The organism is Rhizobium sp. LjRoot98, assembly GCF_964252935.1.
In the GTDB taxonomy this organism is placed as follows: Bacteria; Pseudomonadota; Alphaproteobacteria; order Rhizobiales; family Rhizobiaceae; genus Pararhizobium.
On the sequence record NZ_CAXUPW020000002.1, the window covers coordinates 61715 to 77646 of the forward strand.

The following is a 15932-nucleotide window of genomic DNA, read 5'->3' on the forward strand; positions in this document are numbered from 1 at the left end:
ACGGCGAAGGAGAACGGCATGCGGATAATGGGAATGGTCAGACATTTGGGCAGGGCCGCGGTGTTGGCTTCGCTACTTTCCGGCACGGCTGCACGCGCCGCCGACAATATAACCGTTTTCGACTGGTCCGGTTATGAAGATCCGGCCTTCCATCCGGCCTACACCGCCAAGCACGGTACGGAGCCGGATTTCAGCTTCTTCGGCGACGAGGAGGAGGCATTCCAGAAGCTTCGGTCCGGTTTCAAGGCGGATCTGGCCCATCCCTGTTCGCAGAGCGTCAACAAGTGGCGCGAGGCAGGTCTGCTGGAGCCGCTCGATACCTCGAAGCTGACCGGCTGGAACGATATCCTGCCCCGCATCAAGGACATGAAAGGGCTGATGACCTCGGACGATGGCAAGGCCTGGTTTCTGCCATTCGAGTGGGGCAACTCGGTCCTGACCTATCGCACCGATACCGTGAAGCCGGAGGAGATCCAGTCGCTGAAGGCATTCGCCGACCCGAAATTCAAGGACCGGGTGTCGATTGGCGACAGTGTTGATGATGCCTATGCACTGGCGAGCCTCGTCATCGGGCTGAAGGACTGGACGAAGATGACGGATGCGCAGTTCGCCGAGGCCTCCGCCTTCCTGCGCGAGGTTCACAAGAATGTCCGGCTCTACTGGACCGATTATACCGAGGTCAATCAGGCGATGGCGAGCGGCGAGGTGGATCTGGCCTGGGCCTGGAACGACACGGCGACCGTGCTGCAGAAGGATGGCATACCCGTGGAGATGAAGCGGGATACGGACGAGGGAATGTCGACCTGGGTCTGCGGCTATGTGCGGCTGAAGGGGGCTGAGGGCGACGAGGCCAAGGAATATGATTTCCTCAACGCGATCAGCGATCCCGCTGTCAGCGCCTATCTGGTGAATGACTGGGGTTACGGCCATGCCAATGCCAAGGGCATGGCGGCGATGGACCCACAAGTGCTGACGGCGAAGGGCTATGCCGATGTCGATAAATTCGTCGACAAGACGCTGTTCCAGTCGCCGATGCCGACCGAGCTTCATCAGAAGATGATTGCCGAATTCGAGAAGATCAAGGCGGGCTATTGAGCGGCTATGATGCAGATGTGATCGTCGCCGGGGCCGGTTTTTCCGGCCTTTCGGCGGCGGATGCGCTGGTTTCGGCCGGGCTCGACGTGATCGTTCTCGAGGCCCGCGATCGTGTCGGCGGCAGGGTCGAGGCGATGGCTTTTGCCGATGGTGTGGCGATCGATACCGCCGGTCAGTTCATCTGTGATGAAATGCCGAACGTGATGGCGCTGACGCGGCGGTTCAGTTTACCCCTGGTGGAAACGCCGCTGGAGGGCAATTTCCTGGTCCAGCCACAGGCTTTCGCCGAGACCGGTTCGTCCTTTGCTGAATCCGGCCGTATCCGCGCCCGGGCCAACCGGATCGACCCACGTGATCCGGGTATTGCCGGGTTGACGGCGGGTGAGTGGCTTGCCCGCCAGAATGATCCTCCGGGTGCGAAGGCCAGCTATCAGGCGATGGTCGAAGGACTCTGGTGCCGGGCGATTGGGGAGATCCCGCTGTGGTACCTGATCGACAATGACCGGCGCACGATCAGCAATGGCAACGAGCTGCAGTATTTCGCTGAGGGTACGATCCATGCGGCAGCCGAGGCTTTGGCCGTTACACTCGGCCAGCGTCTGCGGCTGGAAACGCCTGTGGTTGGCGTGGCGCGCAGAGATGGGGCGGTTTCGGTGACAACCGGTAAGGGCGACGTGCTGACGGCGCGGCAGGTGATCATTGCGGTGCCGCCGGTGATGGCATCGCGTATCGCACATGAACCCGATCTGCCGCAACCGTTGGCCGGGGCTTTGGGTGTTTGGCAGAGCGGCACGGTGATCAAGGCGCTGGTGCGCTATAAGCGGCCGTTCTGGCGGGAGCGCGGTTTGAGCGGCATGATCATGTGGCGCGATACGCTCGGGCTTTTTGCCTGCGATGTCAGCAGCGTGCAGGCAACGGCTCTGGTGATCTTCGCAGGCGGTCCGCTTGCCGCCGCATGGAGTGCGAAAGGGCGGGCGTTCATCGAGGCTGAAATCCGCCGGCGGCTGGTGGAGGCGCTGGGGGCGGAGGCGGCTGATGTAGCGGGCCTGTTGATCCGTGACTGGGTGGACGACCCGTGGAGCGGCGGCGGTTACAGCGATGTGATCAGCGATCTCCAAGCTTATGATGCCGAGGATATTCTCCGCGCCGGTCTGCCGCCGGTGCATTTTGCCTCGTCGGAACTCGCATCGTCATTTCCCGCCTATATTGAGGGCGCGATTGTCGCCGGGCGCGAAGCGGCGGCGCGGGTCATCGCCGCGCTCTAACTGGCCATTGCCACCAACGCATCCGGATCGTAGGCGAGCCGGATGGGCGCGCCGACTGGAATGTCGTCGGCGCCGAAATTGTTGGTCTCCGAAACCGACAACGGTTTTTCCAGCCCGGGTACCTCGACGATCAGGTGGGTGATCTCGCCGAAATAATGCCGGTCGACCACATGGCCGGTGACCTCGCAATCCGCCTTGGCGTCGTCCCAGAGAACCCGCAGGCGTTCCGGCCGGATGCCGATGGTTGCCTGGCCGTTGCTGGCGGTAAAACCCTTGGGCTTGGCGATGGTGACATTGCCGAAGCGGGTGGTTTCGACGGAGAGATTGACGGCGCTTTCACTGGTGATTTTCGCCTGCATGAAATTCATACCGCCCAGGAAGTCGGCGACCTGCCGGGTGAGGGGATGCTGGTAGATCTCCTTCGGCGTCGCCACCTGCGCGATCCGGCCGCCGAACATAACAGCGATCCGGTCCGACATCGCAAGGGCTTCATATTGATCGTGCGTGACCAGGACGAAGGTAATGCCGACGGCCTTTTGCAGGGTACGCAGTTCGACCTGCATTTCCTCGCGCAGCTTCTTGTCGAGCGCAGACAGCGGCTCATCGAGCAAAAGCACTTTTGGCCGCATCACCAGTGCTCTGGCAAGGGCGACACGCTGGCGCTGGCCGCCTGAAAGCTCGTGGGCCTTGCGCTTGCCAAGATGGGCAAGCCGCACCTGTTCCAGTGCATTGCCGATGCGTCGGCGCTCGTCGTCGGCGTCCAGCTTCAGACGCTTCAAACCGTAGCCGACATTTTCCTCGACATTCAAATGCGGAAAGATCGCGTAATTCTGGAAGACCATATTGGTCGGCCGCTTGTTGGGTGGCAGGCCGATGGCCGATTGGCCGTCGATGCGGATATCGCCGGATGTCGGTGTATCGAAACCGGCGATCGAGCGTAAGAGCGTGGTCTTGCCGCAGCCCGAAGGGCCGAGCAGCGAGAAAAATTCGCCAGCGGCAATATCGAGGCTGACATCATCGAGCGCCCGGTAGATGCCGTAGTAGCGGCTGACGGCATCGATCTCTATCATGGGTGTATCAGCCATGGACGGAGGCTCCAGCTTTGAGGCGGTTTTCCGCGCGGCGGCGCAGGATTTCAGCGATGGTGATGAGGATGATTGATAGTGCGATCATCAGGCTTCCAAGCGCCAGAACGCCCGGCAGCTTGGCGGCGAAACGCAGCTGCCCCCAGATATAGACCGGCAGTGTCGGCTCGGTGCCGGACAGGAAGAAGGCGAGGATGAACTCGTCCAGCGAGATGGTGAAAGAGACCAGCAGGCTGGAAATGATCGCCGGCGCCACCACCGGCAGCGTCACCCGGCGGAAGGTGCCGATGGCGGTTTCGCCGAGATCGAGCGAGGCTTCTTCCAGCGAGCGGTCGAAGCCATCGAAGCCGGAGATCAGCACCGACAGCGCATAGGGCAGACAGAAAACGGTCTGGCCGAGAATGACGGTCGCCAGCGATAATTCGATGCCGAGTTGCAGCACGATCATCAGCAGGGATACCGCGACGATGATTTCCGGCAGGAACAGCGGCGCCATCAACAGGCCTGTTGCCGCGTGTTGTCCGCGGAATTTGTAGCGGGTGACGGCGCGGGCGGCGCAGTTGGCAAGGCCGGTCGAGAGGACGGAAACGCAGATGCCGACGATCAGGCTGTTGCGCGCCGCCACAAGCATGGCCGTATTGCCCCAGAGCGAGGCGTACCATTTGGTGGTGAAACCGGCGAGCGGGAAAGTGGTGGACGCCGCATCATTGAACGAGAAGATCGGCAGAAGCAGGATCGGCAGATAGAGAAAGCCGAGGTAAACCGTCACGTAAGCCGGGAGCCAGCGGGATTTTCGAATGCCGTGACGACCGCTCATTTGATCCGCCTCACGAAGAGTTTCAATGCCAGCACCATGCAGCCGGCCATCGCCGAGACAATGACCATGGTGGTGACGGACAGGGCGGCGCCGAGCGGCCAGTTGGCGCCCTTGCCGAACTGCGCCTGGATGGCGGTTGCGATCATCACGCCATCCTTGCCGCCCACCAGTTTTGGCGTGACGTAATCGCCGACTGTCGGGATCATCACGATCAGAAAGGCTGAAATGACGCCGGGCAGCGACAGCGGAAGCGTGACGCGCAAGAAGCTCCAGAGCTTGTTGTCGCCGAGATCATGCGCCGCTTCGATCAGCGAACGGTCGATCTTCTCCAGCGACACATAGATCGGGAGGATGGCAAACGCCGCCCAGCTGTGGACAAGCGTGATGATCACGGCGTTGGAATTGTAGAGCAGGGAGGCAACCGGCTTGTCGATGAGTCCGGTTGACATCAGCCCGGTGTTGAGCACGCCCTGATAGCCAAGAATGACCTTCCACGACATGACGCGCAGCAGATAGCTGGTCCAACAGGGCACGGTGATCAGGAAGAGCCAGAGGTTCTTGTGAACACCGCCATGGAAGGAAATGAACCAGGCGACCGGGTAGGAGAAGACAACCGTGATGACGCTGACGGCAAGCGAGATGGTGAGGGAGCGCCAGAGCAGGTCGCGGTAGATCGGCTCCGTCAGCGCGATGCGGTAATTTTCAAGAGTGAAGCTGCGGTCGATGGTGAGATAATCTTGCGACCAGAAACTGTAGGCGATGACGATGAGAACCGGCAGGAAGAGCAGCGCCAGCGCATAGAGCAGGGTTGGTGAGATCAGCGTCAGGCCCTTTGCCTCGTCGCTGGATGTCCATCGGCGGCGGCCGGCAACGGATCGTCTGTTCTCCGTTTCAATGGAGCCCGGCAACGCCACCATCAGCGCCGCCTTTCCGGCGCGATGCCGGTACAACAGTGAAAAGTGAGGGATCGTATCATGCTGTCCGTCCCTGGCGGTTTTCCGCCTGTTCTTTGTTCCCGCTGACAGAATGAGCGCAAAACAGGATTGAACGCAAGTGTTTTTTCTGCCAATATTGATTGAACGGACATTCAAAATAAATGTAATTGATATTTTATATCAGTTACTTGTTTTGAAAATCTCTTTTAAATATTTATGTGGAGATGGCGAATGGCGGCGAAGCGCGAAGACGTGATCAGCTCTTTGGAAGCATCAGAAAGCATGGTTGCGCTGGCCAGGGATCATCTCGTGCAACCCTGGCCGACGGCCGGTGAGATCGGCGCCGAGGCGCGTGGCGGCATCGTCAGCGGCGATGGTATCTATGTCGTCGACAGCGAAGGGCGAAAGCTGATCGATGGCCCGGCGGGCATGTGGTGCGTCAATGCCGGGCATCGGCGCAAGGAGCTTGCCGATGTGCTCTACCGGCAGGCGATGGACCTGTCCTACAATTCGCCCTGGTACACGATGAACGAACCGTCGGTGACGTTGTCGGCGCGGCTTGCCGCGCATGCCCCCGGCGATCTCAGCCACGTGTTCTATACGACGGGCGGTTCGTCGGCGGTCGAGACGGCGCTCCGCTTCATGCAGTTTGCCAACAATGTGAAAGGGCGCCCGGACAAGAAGCTGATCGTGTCGCGCCAGGGCGGCTATCACGGCTCGACCTATCTTTCGGCCTCACTGAACGGCCGGCCGCGTGATCACGACTGGATGGACAGCGCCGGCGAGCAGGTCGTCAAGTTAACCTGCCCCAATCCGTTCCGCCGGCCGGATGGAGTGAGCGAGGCGGAATTCTGTGACGTTCTTGTCGAAGAATTCCGTACAGTCATCGAGGCAAGGGGGGCGGAGCACATCGGGGCGTTCATCGCCGAGCCAGTGATGGCGTCCGGTGGCGTCATCGTGCCGCCGGAAAGTTATCTGCGCCGGATGCGGCAGCTCTGCACCGAAAACGATATCCTGTTCATCGCCGATGAGGTGGTGACGGCCTTCGGGCGGCTTGGGCAGGTTTTCGCGTCCGGCGATGTTTTCGGCATCGAGCCCGATATGATCACCTTTGCCAAGGGCGTGACGTCCGGTTACTTCCCGCTCGGCGGCGTGATGATCTCGTCGCGTTTGTTCGAGGAGTTGCGCCGGTCAAACCATCCGGATGCGATGTTTGCGCATGGGCTGACCTATTCCAGCCATCCAATCGGCTGCGCCGTGGCGCTGAAAAATCTCGACATCCTGGAAGGTGGGTTGCTGGATCATGCGCGCGCTGTTTCCGGACACTTCCAGGCGAGCTTGAAGACGCTCGAGGATCTGCCGCTTGTCGGCGAGGTGCGTGGTGTCGGGTTGATGGCGTGCGTCGAGTGCGTTGCCGACCGGGTGCATAACAATCCGCTGACGCTGGATCTCGAGGTCGGCAAGCGCATTGACAGGCATTGCCAGGAACTGGGCTTGCTGGTGCGGCCGCTGATCCACATGTGCGTGATGTCGCCGCCGCTGACCATTTCCGTGTCGCAGATCGATGAGATGACGGCGATCCTGCGCGCAAGTATCCGCCGGACGATGGATGAGCTGGTGCGCGAAGGGCTCTGGCGCGGCTGAGCATTCTTTTGAGCAGGGCATCCATTCCCCGTCATGCTCAATATTAAAGGGCCGGTTTTCCCGGCCCTTTCTTTTGGCTGGTCAGGAGGTGGCAGACCGCAGCCGGTTGTTCATTCCGGCCATTTCCCGCTCGTCCGGGGCGGCGGGGAGATTCATCACCGGCAATATGCTGCGCAGGTGGTCGTGATGGGTGCGCACGCCATATTCGAGATCGGAGAGGTAAAAGCCGGTGAAGGCCTTCGAGGTCATCGATTCGTTCGACCAGATGGTCAGTTGCACATCCTCGGCCTGCGTGTCGCGATCGATGCGGTGGGCGAGATAGCGGGCGGCACGCTGCTGCCGGTTTTCGTCGCGATGGCGGTAGATGCTGCCCCGCAGGATCGTTTCACCGGTCGAGAGTGGAAACTCCTGATAGAACTGCACCGCTTCCGGCGTCACCGCAATTACCGCATTGGCGAAGATGCCGTAGTAGATCCAGGCCTTGCGCAGGCGCTCCGGCAGATGGGTGGCCTCCGGGGCGATCTTGATATAGTTGCGTACGCTCCAGCGCCGTCCGGCATGCGGATTGTAGGTGGCAAACGAGCGGCAAAGCCCGTTGACGAAGGGTTCGTCGTAATAGGTCGAGCCATAGAGATCCTGAAGTGCTGGATGCGCCATCGCCACGTGGTAGCCTTCGTTGTCGACGTCGCGGACTGATTTCCAGTTGACCGGCGAGGTCTGGGTCCAGATATCGGCGGCGGGGACCATGTCCTGCGTCTTGTATTCGCCGAGTTCGCCCGCAAACGGCTGCATGAGTTCCGCGACGGAAGCTTGAGGTCCGGGGGCAAAGCGGATGAAGACGAAGCCCATCCAGATTTCGAGATCGAGCCCGATCAGTCCAAATTCCTGCTTGTCGAGCGGCGGGAAGGAGCGGGGGCGGGCAGCGCCCCTCAGCGTGCCGTCGAGATTGTAGACCCAGCCGTGAAACGGACAGACAAGCGCGTTGCGGCAAGTTCCCTTGTTGTCGGCGACGACGCGCGAGCCACGATGGCGGCAGATATTTTGGAAGCCGCGCACGGTCCCTTCCTGATCGCGCAGGATCAGCGCACGCTCGCCGACGACATCCATGGTGATGTAGTTGCCTGGCTCCGGAATATCGGAGACATGGCAGGCGATTTGCCAGTGCTCGCGGAAGACATGCTGTTTTTCAAGCTCCAGAAGCGCGTCGCTGTGATAGCACCAACCGGGCAGGCCGCTCCGGTCCCAGTCATTGGGAATGCTGATATTGCGGGTCATTTCGTTCATGAATTCCCCATTTCTTGCTGAACGTTCATTCAATATAACCACATTTTTCTATAAATAGGAATAGTTTGGATTATGAATGAGTCAGCGAAACTTCGCAGAGAGGCTGGCTCTCGCAGACGCGTAACGAGACATTGCCAATGCCCGGTATGTGCTCAAGGCAATCGCGTGCGAGAAACTATTTATCCAGTTCCGGATAGACCCGGTCGAGAAAGCCGGGACGCAGCTTCTCGCCCATCATGCAATCGGTCAGCGGTGCGATTTGCACGGGGATAATCCGCGCCGCCGTCTTCGATCCGCTGACCTCCATGACCAGTTTCTGCCGGATGGCGACGGCAAAGTCTTCGGGCTGGTGGACCGGCAGAACGAACGAGCCGGGACCGCCGATAACGCAATCGGCATAGTAACGGTCAAGCGAAACAGTGCCGCCCGAGGGGCGGATGAGGATGGCCAGGCCGTTTATGATAATGCCGCTGGCAACGGCTGCGTTGCGCATCGGATCGACCGGAGGGCCGAGATTGTTCGGGCCGTCACCGGAGATATCGACCACCCGGCGCATCGCATCGTAGGGGCTCGCCGCAATCAGTTTCGATGCGAAGGCGATAGCATTGGAAATGGAAGTGCCCCGGCGGGTGAAGACCGGGCGGGCGGCAAGATGTTCGGCCAGAATTGCGGCGTCCTGCGCATCATCGATCAATTGCCAGTTGATGACGGAGGTCTCGTTGACGCTGCCGGCCCATTCGAAATAGCTGATGGCGATGCGGCCGTTGAGGCCGGCCGTGACCGCATTGATGAAGTCTGGATGACGCAGGGCTTCGACATATCCCAAGCGCTGCACCTGTGCCTCTTCAATGTCCATCGATCCCGACATATCGACGGCGAGCACCAGCGCGACATCGACCGGGACTGCATCAGCGACCGGTGTGGCAATCGGCGCGCTCGAAATCGTGAGAAACATCGCAAGTGTTGTGAACATCCAGTCATCCAATCGCTGCTAAGGATCGTATGAAACTAAAATGTAACACAGATCGTAGGTGAGGCGACCGTTCCGGATGCGGGCGTCTTCAACAATCGGTGATTTGTACTGACTGCCATTTTAGTGAATTTCGATCGACTGGAGTAAGCCTGCAATGCTTCTGAAAAACGAAACCGACACGGTCATTCTCGACCGGTTGCAGCAAGCGGCGTTCGGATACTTTCTAGAGTTCGTCAATCCCGAAAACGGCTTGATTGCAGATACCTCGCTGCCCGGCGCTCCGTCGAGCATCGCTGCGACCGGTTTTGGCCTTTCTGCCTATCCTACCGGCGTCGAGAGAGGCTGGATGAGCCGTCAGGACGCTGCGGCAAGAACACTGGTGACATTGAGGTTCTTTGCCGAAAGCCCGCAAAGCCGCAACAAGGACGCCACCGGCTACAAGGGGCTCTACTACCACTTTCTCGATATGAAGACCGGTCTGCGGACATGGCGCAGCGAGCTTTCGCTGATCGACAGCGCGCTTCTGATCGCCGGCATGATCACGGCGGCGGCTTATTTTAATCAGGACAATGAGGTCGAGACAGAGATCCGGTCGCAGGTCGATATGCTCTACGCCCGGGCAAACTGGGCCTGGGCGCTGGACGGAGAGGGGGCTTTGTGGCTCGGATGGAAGCCCCGGACAGGCTTTCTGCCCTATCGCTGGGAATCCTACAGCGAGGCGATCATCCTCTATGCGCTTGCTCTGGCTTCGCCATCCTATCCGATCGGCAAGGAAAGCTATGATGCTTTTGCCAGCAAATTCGATTGGATGACGGTGAAGAACAAGCCGTTCCTCTACGCCGGACCTCTGTTCATCCACCTGTTTTCACATGCATGGATCGATTTCCGTGGCATCCAGGATGAGGCTGTGGCAGCGCACGGCACGGATTATTTTGAAAATACCCGCCGGGCGATCGCCGTCCAGCGGGACTATGCGAGCACCAATCCGGGCGGTTTTACCGGCTACGGTGCCGACGCATGGGGGCTGACATCCTGCGATGGCCCCTTACGCCCCCGCCGGCTGCAGGATGGTCGGCGCCAGCAGTTTGCCGGTTATGCCGCGCGCGGAGCGCCGCTCGGGCCGGACGATGGCACGATCGCGCCCTGGGCGCCGCTCGCATGTCTGCCGTTCGAGCCACAGGCCGCGATGTCGGCGACACGGCATATCCTGTCGAGCTATCCCGACGTTATCGACACAGGGCGTTTTATCGGCAGTTTCAACCCGAGCGTTCCGGGCAAGACGGCGGAAGGTTGGCTCAACGACCGTAGCGTTGGCCTTGATCAGGGGTTGCTGGTGATGATGATCGAGAACCATCGCAGTGGTCTTTACTGGAACATGCTGCGCGAAACGCCGGTTATCCGGCGTGGCCTCCGGCGGGCAGGCTTTTCCGGCGGCTGGCTTTAAGCTAAACCGGCTGCCAGGTGATAACAGGCGGCCCCATTGAGCGAGAACCGGGTTTCAAGCAGCTTTCGACCGGATGATGTGCGGCACGCAAAAGCCGCCATAGCCTGGCAGGCGGAGCATTTTCCGCAGGTAGCTGTGTCCCTGGGGCGGGAGGGCGGCGATTTTCTGCCGGTCAATGAGGCATGGCATCTCGGTGGCGATATGGTCGAGCGCCTGCTGGACTACCAGAATTGTTTTGCTGCCGGCATGGACGACCGCGTCAGAGGCGCCCATCTAATTTCCTTCTACAGCCACCATCTCGGCATCGCGGCAGCAGCTGTCTATTTACAGACGGGGCTGGTGCCCAATCTGCATCCGGATCGCCTTGCGTTCCGGTTCGAACCTGTCGTTCAGCATGGCAGGGGGACGCCTTCGGACACTTATCCCTCCGGTATCAGCCGCCTTCATTTTCGTTTCCGGAGCTTTGCACGCGGGGATGATTGGGTGGCAGCATTTCATGGTGGCTTCGTCGAGAGCTTCAATCCGGTGATCGGCTTGCTGCAAGGCCGCACTGGCCTATCCCCCGTCGCGCAGTGGCGGCTGGTGGGTGACGGCATTGCGGGGGCTTTTCTGGAGATCGGTGCCGCCTTGGGCGAAGCGGATCGCGCAATGGCCGCAGCGCTTGCCATCATCAAGAGGGCCGGTTCACCGGTATTTTCCGAGACGGCGCACTACGCCAAGGTCGGCGCTGTTTGCGATGGCATCCCCGTCGAGCGAATCTTCCGGCTGCGAAGCGGCTGCTGTCTCTACTATCGAACAGAGGGTGGGGATTTTTGCGATGTCTGCGTGCTTCTCGATGACGAGACACAAAAAAGCCGCCTGCAGGCCCTTGTCGAGCGCACAGGCGGCCTTTGATGTACTTGCGGCGCAAGCAATGCTAGCGCCGCAACGATAGGGCTTAAGCCGATTTCAGAAACCGGTCGTTCAGGTATCCCGAAATCACGCCGAGCACGATCCAGAACGCCAGTGTCGTTGCCAAGGCGGCGACCGCGAATTCCGCGCCGAGAACTGCGGGTACCGGGCTCGAGATGTCCGTCGGCTGTGGCGCTCCATAGACGTGCGGAGCGGCGATCAGGACAAGGCCGATGATCTTGGCCAGGATCTCACCGCGCAACACGACAAGATAGAGGCCGGCGACGGAGAGAACGATCGCTGCGATCCACCAGGTCTGCCGGTCGTGGAGATCAGCGGCAGGGAAGCCCGGCAATTCCGGCGGCAGGCCGATGGCGGGCAAGAGATGGATAGCCAGCCAGCCGCAGGCGCCCCAGAGAGCGCCGTTGCGCAGCGTGATGGGGTAATTGAAGGCGAGGCTGGCGCCCGCAAGCAGCAGGCCAAATCCGGCGCCGGCCACCAGATTGGCAAGCAATGTGCCGGAGAACCGGCTCATGCCGAACATGATGCCGCCTTCGTCTTCGTGCTCGCCTTCATGGGCGTAGGCGGGTGTGATGGGTGAGAGTGCCGACAGCATTTCGCCGATCAACGAGGAGCGGTCGAGAGAAGAGTGCTGCTGCTGGCCTTCGGTTGCGGCCGGTGGTTCGGCGGCAGGTTCCTTGACTTCATATTCCTCGGCATGAAGGATGAGCGGGACCACCCGCAACTCCTGCGCCGCCGTCATGAAGACGCCCGCGATCAATCCAGCCACCAATGCGGCCAGAAGCGTTTTGACAATCATTTGATACCCCCAAAATCAAGCGGAGCAGATCGATCTTTAGTGCTCAACGCTTGCTGTGTTTGAATTCCCACGGCAAAGCCCGCCCGATGCCGGAGCATGGGCGCAATCCACGGCCGCGTGATTTCCAAAATGAAACCCGCGATCCCCTATCGATAGAGTGTGGAAAGGCTGAGCTTCCCACTGCCTATATCAATGGCAGGGGAAACCGTAGGAGTGGCGGACGTCATGCGCGGTGTCGTGCAGCACGGCGGAATTGGCAAGGCCGGCACCGAAAACCAGGAAGCCGCCGATCAACAGGGCGAGAATAGCCGTGGTGATACGGTCATTGAGAGAAAGCGGGACGCTTGAAACTGTAGTCGTAGCCATGACAACCTCCGTGATGGCGCGTGGGAAATATCCCACCAATTGGGCACCATGCCCTTCATCAACCGGCAGGTTTCCTGGCTCGCGGCGTCAGGCACTTTCGTGCCAAGGAGCTTGTCTCACCTTCCCGCGGCAGAGGCAAAACGCCCATCGCCGCAGTGGCTTTTACCGGCTGAACGTACCGGAATGACAACCTCTGACCGCTCTACAGTCGCGGGGTCGGCCGTGATAAAGATGCCCAGAATGGGTCCACCCGTCACGTTCCCATTTACTCCCCGAAAGCGCCTCGCTCCCAGGGAACCAATTGATCTGCTGATGATTATGCCGTCACCCCGGTCATGTCAATTCGGCGCTGCGACCAACAATGGCGCATTGCGGCTCTTGATTTTTCCGCGCAGTGTCTAAATTTGATATGTAATACAGTACGAGATGCGCCTAAGTTGCAACTGGGTTTCTTTGAAGAAGCACTTAATGGTTGTTTGTTTAAAAAGTACTCTTTTTGCTCATGGAACAATAGTTCTTTAGGAACCTTGGTGTAGAATGCGGAGGCGCTGATACGCGAAGCATCCTCTGCAGAGAAAACCATGAAGGCGGCGAGGTCCGAACAGGAATTCCAGAATATTCTTCGCCGTTTGGGAATTGCGCTTGACGCTTCTCAGATCGGCGTGTGGGAGCACGACACACAGAAAGACGAAGTCGTCTGGGATTTGCAGATGCACCGGCTCTACGCAACCGGCAAGACGCAAAGGCGCGTCAAGGCGGAGGTCTGGACGAATGCGATCCATCCCGATGATTTTGCCCAGGCCCAGGCCGATTTCGACCGGGCGATTGCAGCCAAGGATGCCTATTCTTCGGAATACCGGATCATTTTGCCGGACGGTGAAACCCGATACTTGCGTTCACGCGCCTATTGCTTCGAGGAAGACGGCCATATCACCCTTATCGGCGCCGAATGGGATGTGACGGCGGATGTGCTGCTCAATCGCGAACTGCGACGGCAAAAGGCGATCGCCGAGGCGCGGGCCGTTGCCCTTGAAGCGAGCCGCGAGCGGATCGCATATGCAGCCGAACATGATTATCTAACAGGACTTCCCAATCGACGCTTCTTTGACAGGCGATTGGCGGAGCTTGCGGGGGAGGCCGGACCGGAAAAGCTGGCGATCCTGCATATCGGTCTAGACCGGTTCAAGCAGATCAACGACACTGCCGGCCATACGACGGGAGACAATGTCCTGATATCCTGTGCCAGGCGGATTGAAGCCAGTGTGCCTGAGAACGCATTCATTGCCCGCGTCAGCGGTGATGAATTTGCGGTTTTGATCGCAAATTTCGTCTCGCTGGATGACCTCAAAATCCGTGCAGAGCGGCTGGCGCAGCAGTTGAAGCAGTCGGTCTGGCATAATGAGGAGGTCTTGCGCACCGGTGGGTCGATCGGTGTCGCGGCTGCCAGTGGCCGCAATATTGGCAGCCTGCTGGCACAGTCGGATATTGCCCTGCATCGTGCCAAGAAGCTCGGTCGGGGACGGGTCGAGGTGTATTCGGCTCAGATGAAGGCACAACTCAATGCCGAGCAGCGCGTTGGCAGGCAGTTCGCTCATGGTTTGGAAAAAGGGGAGTTCATTCCCTATTATCAGGCTCAGGTCGATGCGCGGACCCGGCGCATCGTCGGGATGGAGGTTCTGGCACGCTGGCGCCATCCGAAACGCGGATTGATCCTGCCGGGCGAATTCATCAAGGTTGCTGGCAGTCTCGGCCGGCTGGACGATCTCGATGCTGCGATCTTGAAGGCGGCGTTGAAGGACCGTCAGGCCTGGATGGGGCAGGGAGTGCATGTTCCGCGCATTGCGGTGAATGTCTCGGCTGCCCGCCTGTCGGATCCGCTTTTGATCGACGAATTGAAACGCCTGGATGTCCGACCGGATATGCTGTCATTCGAATTGCTGGAAACCATTTTTCTCGACGACAGCGAAGATGACGTGTTTTCCAACGTCGCAGGCCTGAAGGCCATGGGTATCGACATCGAGATCGATGATTTCGGATCCGGTCATGCGTCGATCATCGGGTTGGTAAAGCTGAAACCGCGGCGGATGAAGATCGATCGTCAACTGGTTTTGCCGACCACCACATCGCGCGAACAGAAGCGCCTGTTGCGCTCGATCATCGACATCGCCAAAGCGCTCAATATCGAGGTCATTGCCGAGGGCGTCGAGACGCTGGAACACGCCAAGTTGTTGACGCGCCTTGGATGCGATGTGCTGCAAGGTTATGCGATCGCCTATCCGCTTCCGGCCGCAGATATGCTGGCCAGGTTGAACGAGGATCAGCAGTTGGTTCTGCTCACTCAGCACTGACCGCATATGCCGCTTGTGGCTGCTATCGTTCCAGAAGATCCTGCATGGCGCTGATGATGCGGCGGTGCTGGTGGGCGTGGCGAGTGCGGATGCTGGTGGCGGCGTAGACAGCTTGCTGTATCGGAGGGGCGTCTGCGATGGGGAAAGCGGCGCCTTCGCCTTCGAGCCTCAGCGCCGTGCTGCTCGTCACATAGGCTGCCCCTCCCAGCGTCTTCAGCAGGCCGGTAATGGCGATATTCTGGCCTGACGCCAGCGGAGCGGATGAAAGCTGCGGCAGGGCCAGCCGATGCGCACGGTCGAACGCCGGAGAGTAGACGGCCTGGATATAGGTTTCCGGTAACAATTCGCCGACCGTTCGCGTCGCGGTGCCGACCAGCATGTAGGTCATTTCGCCGATCCGCTCATAGTGAAGATCGGGCAGGTAATGCGGCGTATAAAGGATGGCGAGATCGAGATCGCCGGCTGCCAGATCGCGGTTCATCTGGTTGGAGTAATCGGCCTCCATATAGATCGAGGTCGTCGGCAGGTCGGCCCGGACGGCTGATAGCCATTTTCCGGCAAAGGCTTCGGCGAGATCATGCTGGATGCCGAGCCGCATCGAGCGCTCGTAGGTACCGGCGTTTTCCACCGCGCGGGTTGCCTCGTGCCATTGATGCTGCAGCGCCTTGGCATGGTCGAGGAAACGCAGGCCGGAGGCAGTCGGCGCAGTTCCTCCTTTGTTGCGCGTGAAAAGCTTGCGGTTGAACTGTGCTTCGAGCGCCTTGACCCGATGGGACACGGTGGATTGCGTGATGTTCAGCCGTTCCGCCGTGCGATTGAAACTGCGGGTTTCCATCAGGTCGAGGAAGGTTTCGATAAGGTCGATCTGCATGGGTGTGTCCGGTGTCTCCCAATTTTGCCCCTCACCCTATCCCTCTCCCCGCAAGCGGGGAGAGGGGACGACGGAGGTGGCCGCCTGTCCCTTC

General features: G+C 59.8%; 14 protein-coding genes and 1 riboswitch. Of the genes, 6 read left to right on the plus strand and 8 right to left on the minus strand.

Annotated elements, in window-relative coordinates:
• Positions 1-24: 24 nt before the first annotated feature.
• Together ACSQ3J_RS08970 and ACSQ3J_RS08975 are read left to right on the plus strand one after the other, a co-directional pair.
• Positions 25-1095, plus strand: a complete 1071-nt coding sequence (locus ACSQ3J_RS08970; RefSeq protein WP_436039221.1) for an ABC transporter substrate-binding protein — start codon at positions 25-27, stop codon at positions 1093-1095.
• Complete coding sequence (locus ACSQ3J_RS08975) at positions 1092-2360, plus strand: flavin monoamine oxidase family protein (RefSeq protein ID WP_436039002.1); 1269 nt, start codon at positions 1092-1094, stop codon at positions 2358-2360. The genes ACSQ3J_RS08970 and ACSQ3J_RS08975 overlap by 4 nt, the downstream gene beginning before the upstream one ends.
• Here ACSQ3J_RS08975 and ACSQ3J_RS08980 read toward each other — a convergent pair.
• The 3 genes from ACSQ3J_RS08980 to ACSQ3J_RS08990 are packed head-to-tail and all read right to left on the minus strand — an operon-like array spanning position 2357 to position 5179.
• Positions 2357-3430: an ABC transporter ATP-binding protein gene (locus tag ACSQ3J_RS08980; protein ID WP_060506791.1), complete on the minus strand. Its 1074-nt coding sequence runs from the start codon at positions 3428-3430 to the stop codon at positions 2357-2359. The genes ACSQ3J_RS08975 and ACSQ3J_RS08980 overlap by 4 nt on opposite strands.
• Positions 3431-3437: 7 nt before the next feature.
• Positions 3438-4262 (minus strand): ABC transporter permease, encoded by an 825-nt coding sequence (locus ACSQ3J_RS08985; protein ID WP_436039003.1) that lies wholly within the window; start codon positions 4260-4262, stop codon positions 3438-3440.
• Complete coding sequence (locus ACSQ3J_RS08990) at positions 4259-5179, minus strand: ABC transporter permease (protein WP_082512316.1); 921 nt, start codon at positions 5177-5179, stop codon at positions 4259-4261. Before ACSQ3J_RS08990 ends, ACSQ3J_RS08985 begins: the two co-directional genes overlap by 4 nt.
• 249 nt (positions 5180-5428) lie before the next feature.
• Here ACSQ3J_RS08990 and ACSQ3J_RS08995 point away from each other — a divergent pair, with 249 nt between their 5' ends.
• Entirely contained in the window at positions 5429-6841 is a 1413-nt protein-coding gene (locus ACSQ3J_RS08995) for an aminotransferase (protein WP_060506654.1), read from the plus strand.
• 81 nt (positions 6842-6922) lie between these two features.
• Here the strand turns inward: ACSQ3J_RS08995 and ACSQ3J_RS09000 are convergent, their stop codons facing one another.
• Together ACSQ3J_RS09000 and ACSQ3J_RS09005 are read right to left on the minus strand one after the other, a co-directional pair.
• Positions 6923-8125 (minus strand): aromatic ring-hydroxylating oxygenase subunit alpha, encoded by a 1203-nt coding sequence (locus ACSQ3J_RS09000; protein WP_060506655.1) that lies wholly within the window; start codon positions 8123-8125, stop codon positions 6923-6925.
• A 175-nt stretch (positions 8126-8300) separates the two neighbouring features.
• Positions 8301-9098, minus strand: coding sequence for a DUF1194 domain-containing protein (locus tag ACSQ3J_RS09005; RefSeq protein WP_060506656.1), 798 nt, complete (start codon positions 9096-9098; stop codon positions 8301-8303).
• Between the two features lie 154 nt (positions 9099-9252).
• Between ACSQ3J_RS09005 and ACSQ3J_RS09010 the strand changes: the two genes are divergently transcribed.
• Together ACSQ3J_RS09010 and ACSQ3J_RS09015 are read left to right on the plus strand one after the other, a co-directional pair.
• Positions 9253-10542 carry a glucoamylase family protein gene (locus ACSQ3J_RS09010; protein WP_060506657.1) on the plus strand — a complete coding sequence of 430 codons (1290 nt, stop codon included), beginning with the start codon at positions 9253-9255 and terminating at the stop codon, positions 10540-10542.
• Between the two features lie 36 nt (positions 10543-10578).
• Positions 10579-11436 carry a (2Fe-2S)-binding protein gene (locus tag ACSQ3J_RS09015; protein WP_060506658.1) on the plus strand — a complete coding sequence of 286 codons (858 nt, stop codon included), beginning with the start codon at positions 10579-10581 and terminating at the stop codon, positions 11434-11436.
• Positions 11437-11479: 43 nt separating this feature from the next.
• Here ACSQ3J_RS09015 and ACSQ3J_RS09020 read toward each other — a convergent pair whose 3' ends face one another.
• Both ACSQ3J_RS09020 and ACSQ3J_RS09025 read right to left on the minus strand, forming a co-directional pair.
• Positions 11480-12253 (minus strand): CbtA family protein, encoded by a 774-nt coding sequence (locus tag ACSQ3J_RS09020; protein WP_060506659.1) that lies wholly within the window; start codon positions 12251-12253, stop codon positions 11480-11482.
• A 189-nt stretch (positions 12254-12442) separates the two neighbouring features.
• Entirely contained in the window at positions 12443-12619 is a 177-nt protein-coding gene (locus ACSQ3J_RS09025; RefSeq protein WP_082512317.1) for a CbtB domain-containing protein, read from the minus strand.
• Between the two features lie 47 nt (positions 12620-12666).
• Positions 12667-12936: riboswitch (cobalamin riboswitch) on the minus strand.
• 264 nt (positions 12937-13200) lie between these two features.
• On the opposite strand from ACSQ3J_RS09025, the gene ACSQ3J_RS09030 reads away from it, so the two are divergent.
• The gene (locus tag ACSQ3J_RS09030) at positions 13201-14967 is read left to right on the plus strand and encodes a bifunctional diguanylate cyclase/phosphodiesterase (RefSeq protein WP_060506660.1); all 1767 of its coding nucleotides are present in this window, start codon (positions 13201-13203) and stop codon (positions 14965-14967) included.
• Between the two features lie 22 nt (positions 14968-14989).
• On the opposite strand, the gene ACSQ3J_RS09035 is transcribed toward ACSQ3J_RS09030, so the two are convergent.
• A complete protein-coding gene (locus ACSQ3J_RS09035) occupies positions 14990-15838 on the minus strand; it encodes a LysR family transcriptional regulator (RefSeq protein WP_060506661.1) in 849 nt (282 codons plus the stop codon).
• Positions 15839-15932 lie beyond the last annotated feature (94 nt).

What these genes read in the sequence shown, in the direction of transcription:
- ACSQ3J_RS08980 (WP_060506791.1), bottom strand. Translation starts at nt 3,430, where the DNA reads ATGATAGAGATCGATGCCGTCAGCCGCTACTACGGCATCTACCGGGCG.
- ACSQ3J_RS08985 (WP_436039003.1), bottom strand. Translation starts at nt 4,262, where the DNA reads ATGAGCGGTCGTCACGGCATTCGAAAATCCCGCTGGCTCCCGGCTTAC.
- ACSQ3J_RS08990 (WP_082512316.1), bottom strand. Translation starts at nt 5,179, where the DNA reads ATGGTGGCGTTGCCGGGCTCCATTGAAACGGAGAACAGACGATCCGTT.
- ACSQ3J_RS08995 (WP_060506654.1), top strand. Translation starts at nt 5,429, where the DNA reads ATGGCGGCGAAGCGCGAAGACGTGATCAGCTCTTTGGAAGCATCAGAA.
- ACSQ3J_RS09000 (WP_060506655.1), bottom strand. Translation starts at nt 8,125, where the DNA reads ATGAACGAAATGACCCGCAATATCAGCATTCCCAATGACTGGGACCGG.
- ACSQ3J_RS09005 (WP_060506656.1), bottom strand. Translation starts at nt 9,098, where the DNA reads ATGTTCACAACACTTGCGATGTTTCTCACGATTTCGAGCGCGCCGATT.
- ACSQ3J_RS09010 (WP_060506657.1), top strand. Translation starts at nt 9,253, where the DNA reads ATGCTTCTGAAAAACGAAACCGACACGGTCATTCTCGACCGGTTGCAG.
- ACSQ3J_RS09020 (WP_060506659.1), bottom strand. Translation starts at nt 12,253, where the DNA reads ATGATTGTCAAAACGCTTCTGGCCGCATTGGTGGCTGGATTGATCGCG.
- ACSQ3J_RS09025 (WP_082512317.1), bottom strand. Translation starts at nt 12,619, where the DNA reads ATGGCTACGACTACAGTTTCAAGCGTCCCGCTTTCTCTCAATGACCGT.
- ACSQ3J_RS09030 (WP_060506660.1), top strand. Translation starts at nt 13,201, where the DNA reads ATGAAGGCGGCGAGGTCCGAACAGGAATTCCAGAATATTCTTCGCCGT.
- ACSQ3J_RS09035 (WP_060506661.1), bottom strand. Translation starts at nt 15,838, where the DNA reads ATGCAGATCGACCTTATCGAAACCTTCCTCGACCTGATGGAAACCCGC.